Raw genomic sequence first — 3,328 nt, forward strand, 5'->3', positions numbered from 1 at the left:
GCCGCACGCGCTCGCCCTGGCTGCCGAGGCGGGCGTGGAACACCACGGCGTCCAGCGCCGACACCCGGTCGGCCAGCCGGGTCGCGCGGTCCAGATCCCAGAAATGGCGTGCGTCGGCAAAGCGCGCGCGCAGAACGCGCTCGTTCCCCGCGATGACCAGCGCGCCGCCGTCGGCGGGTTCGGTGTTGGCGACGAAGGCAAAGCGCGGGGCGGCCGAACCGTCCGATGTGCGCAGCGCGAAGTAGCGCTGGTTCACGCGCATGGAGACCTGCATCACTTCGGGCGGCAGATGCATGAAGCTGGCGTCGATGGAGCCGAGGAACGCGACCGGCCATTCGACGAGACCAGCGACCTCGTCCACCAGTCCCGCGTCCGGCACGACGCTGAGGCCTTCCCGCGTGGCCAGCGCGGTGACGCCGTCGTCGACCAGAACGCGGCGTTCCCGCGCGCAGGCGATCACCTTGCGCGCGCGCAGTCCCGCCAGCCAGTCGTCGCCCGTGCGCACCGCGAACGCGCCGGGGGCAAGGAAACGGTGGCCTTCGCTCAGGTCGCCGGACGCCAGCCCATGCCCGTCATCCTCGCCGTCCATCAGCGAAAACGGGACGATCGCGCCGTCGAACAGACACACGATCCGGCGCAGCGGCCGCACCCACGTGAACGCGCTGCCATTGCCCCACCGCATGGATTTCGGCCAAGGAAAGCGGCGCAGCAGGCCGGGCAGCAGCTCGGCGATGCGGGCGGGGGCCGGGATCGGGTCGACCGTGCGGTTCAGCACCCAGAAACCGCCCTCGAGTATCAGATCGTCGCGCGTGGCGCCGTGTTTGCGCAGGAAGCCGGCCAGCGCCTGTTCGGGCGCGCTCTCGCGCGGGCCCCGTTCGGACAGGGTCGTGCCGGGAACGATCGCGTCGAGGTCAAGCATCAGGGCGATGCGGCGCGGCCCGGCGAAGGCGCGTGCGTGGCGCGGGTTCAGGGGCGCCAGGGCCTCGGTGACCAGACGGTCCAGATCGGCCGCCGCGCGCTCCTGCATGCGGGCGGGGATTTCCTCGCAGAACAGTTCGAGCAGGAACTCGGGCATGTCGTTTACTCCCCCGCCAGCCAGGCTTCGCAGCAGGCGCGGGCCAGAGTGCGCACGCGCCCGATATAGGACGCGCGCTCGCTGACGCTGATCACGCCGCGCGCGTCGAGCAGATTGAACAGGTGGCTGGCCTTCAGGCACTGGTCATAGGCGGGCTGGGCGATGCCCTGCTCGACCAGTGCGATGGACTCGCGTTCGGCATCGATGAAATGCCGGTGCAGCATCGCCGTGTCGGCCAGTTCGAAGTTGTGCCGCGAATAGTCGCGCTCGGCGCGCAGGAACACGTCGCCGTAGGTCAGCCCGTCGTTGTTGAACGCAAGGTCGTAGACGTTCTCGACGCCCTGCACATACATCGCCAGCCGTTCCAGCCCGTACGTCAGTTCGGTCGACGGCATGACGACGGGAATGCCGCCCACCTGCTGGAAGTAGGTGAACTGCGTCACTTCCATCCCGTCGCACCAGACTTCCCAACCCAGTCCCCACGCACCGATGGTCGGGTTTTCCCAGTCATCCTCGACGAAGCGGATGTCGTGACGGTCGGGATCGATCCCGATCGCGCGATAGGAGTCGAGCAGAAGCTGCTGGCTGTCGTCCGGCGTCGGCTTCAGCAGCACCTGATACTGGTAATAATGCTGAAGGCGGTTCGGGTTTTCGCCGTAGCGTCCGTCGGAGGGACGGCGGCAGGGCTGGACGTAGGCCGCCTTCCACGGGCGGCTGCCCAGCGCGCGCAGCGTCGTGTGCGGCGAGAGCGTCCCGGCGCCAACTTCGGTGTCATAGGGCTGGAGGATCGCGCAACCGCGCGCCGACCAGAACTCATGCAGCCGCAGGATCAGGTCCTGAAACGAAAGCGGGGCGGGTGCGGCCGGGGACATGCGCGTAGACAACTCCGTCGTCGGAAAAAGGGTGTCGGCAGACGGGCCGAAGCCCGTGGGAGGCGCACCATACAGCCACATCGCGCGTGGCGAAAGCGACCCTGTGCCGTGGGTCCACTGTGCGCCCGGCCCCGGGACCGCCCGCGTCGCGTCAGCCCGGGTGACCCGGGCGCTGTGCCTCGACCAGTCGCAGCACAAGCCGCGCCAGCCTCTCGGCGCCGGATCGGGTGGCGGTGGCGATGCCGATCAGCAGCCCGGGTCGTGGATCGGCGATCGACAGGGCCGACAGGGCACGCAATCGCACGCCACGTTCTTCCAGCGACCGCACGATCGCGGTGTCGTCGATGGCGGGATCGCGGAACCACGCAGCGAGTTGCAGCCCGACGGCGCCCTGGCCCACGTCCAGCTCGGCACCGCACACGGCGCGCAGCGCCTCGGCGGTGACGCGCATCCGCTCCGCATAAACGGGGCGCATCCGGCGGACATGCGCGCGCAGATGACCTTCGCGCATGAAGTCGGCAAGGGCGGCCTGCGTATGGACCGGCACCATCCCGGCTGTGTCCTGCAACAGGGTTAGCGCGGGGCCGAGCAACCAGCGCGGCACGATGGCGTAGGCCACGCGCAGCCCGGGCGCGAGCACCTTGGAAAACGTGCTGAGGTAAGCCACGCGCTCGGACCGGTCGATCCCCTGGAGACAGGCCAGAGGGCGGTCGTCATACAGAAACTCGCTGTCGTAATCGTCTTCGAGGATCAGCGCGCCGTGCTGCGCCGCCGCGTCGAGCAGCGCCAGGCGGCGCGGCAGGCTCATCGTGCCGCCGGTCGGATACTGGTGTGAGGGCGAGACGTAGATCAGGCCTGGTCGTCCGACAGGCGTGCGCGAAATATCGATCCCCTCAGCGTCGACGGGCACGGGGATCAGTTCCGCCCCCGCACCGCGCAGCAGCCGTTGCGCCACCGGATAGCCGGGGTCCTCGACCCACGCGCGCAGACGGTTGTGACCCCGGTCCTGATCATGCTGCTGCATCAATCGGGCCAGAAGATCGATGGCCATCGCTGTCGAGGGGAGCACCAGCACCTGATCGGCCTGTGCCAGAACCCCGCGCGAGGCTGCGGCGTGCTCGACTATCGCGGCGCGTAGTTCCGCAAGGCCGGCCGGTTCGGTGTAGCCGAGATCGTGAATGCGCAGGCCCCGTGTCCGTGCGCCCAGACACCGTGCCCAGATCGGCGCGGGAAAAGCGGACAGGTCCGGAACGCCGGGCCGGAACTGGCCGCTGGGCTGGGTGATGTAGGGTTGGGGCGGTTCCGACACGGCGGTCGTCGGGGCATGCGGGAAGGGCGTGGGGCGCAGGCGGGCGACGCGCGTCGGCGCGCCGGGTGCGGT

At 69.5% G+C, this 3,328-nt stretch carries 3 protein-coding genes; all 3 read right to left on the reverse strand.

Annotation, left to right across the window (positions count from 1 at the left end; genetic code table 11):
* The coding region (glyS, locus tag HUK82_RS15480) for a glycine--tRNA ligase subunit beta (protein ID WP_176614798.1) at window positions 1-1,075 on the reverse strand (1,075 nt) is incomplete at its 3' end.
* A 5-nt stretch (window positions 1,076-1,080) separates the two neighbouring features.
* On the reverse strand, window positions 1,081-1,947 hold the full coding sequence (locus tag HUK82_RS15485) for a glycine--tRNA ligase subunit alpha (RefSeq protein WP_176614799.1): 867 nt from the start codon (window positions 1,945-1,947) through the stop codon (window positions 1,081-1,083).
* Between the two features lie 151 nt (window positions 1,948-2,098).
* The coding region (locus tag HUK82_RS15490) for an aminotransferase-like domain-containing protein (RefSeq protein ID WP_176614800.1) at window positions 2,099-3,328 on the reverse strand (1,230 nt) is incomplete at its 5' end.

It is taken from the genome of Ameyamaea chiangmaiensis, from assembly GCF_013376175.1.
In the GTDB taxonomy this organism is placed as follows: domain Bacteria; phylum Pseudomonadota; class Alphaproteobacteria; order Acetobacterales; family Acetobacteraceae; genus Ameyamaea; species Ameyamaea chiangmaiensis.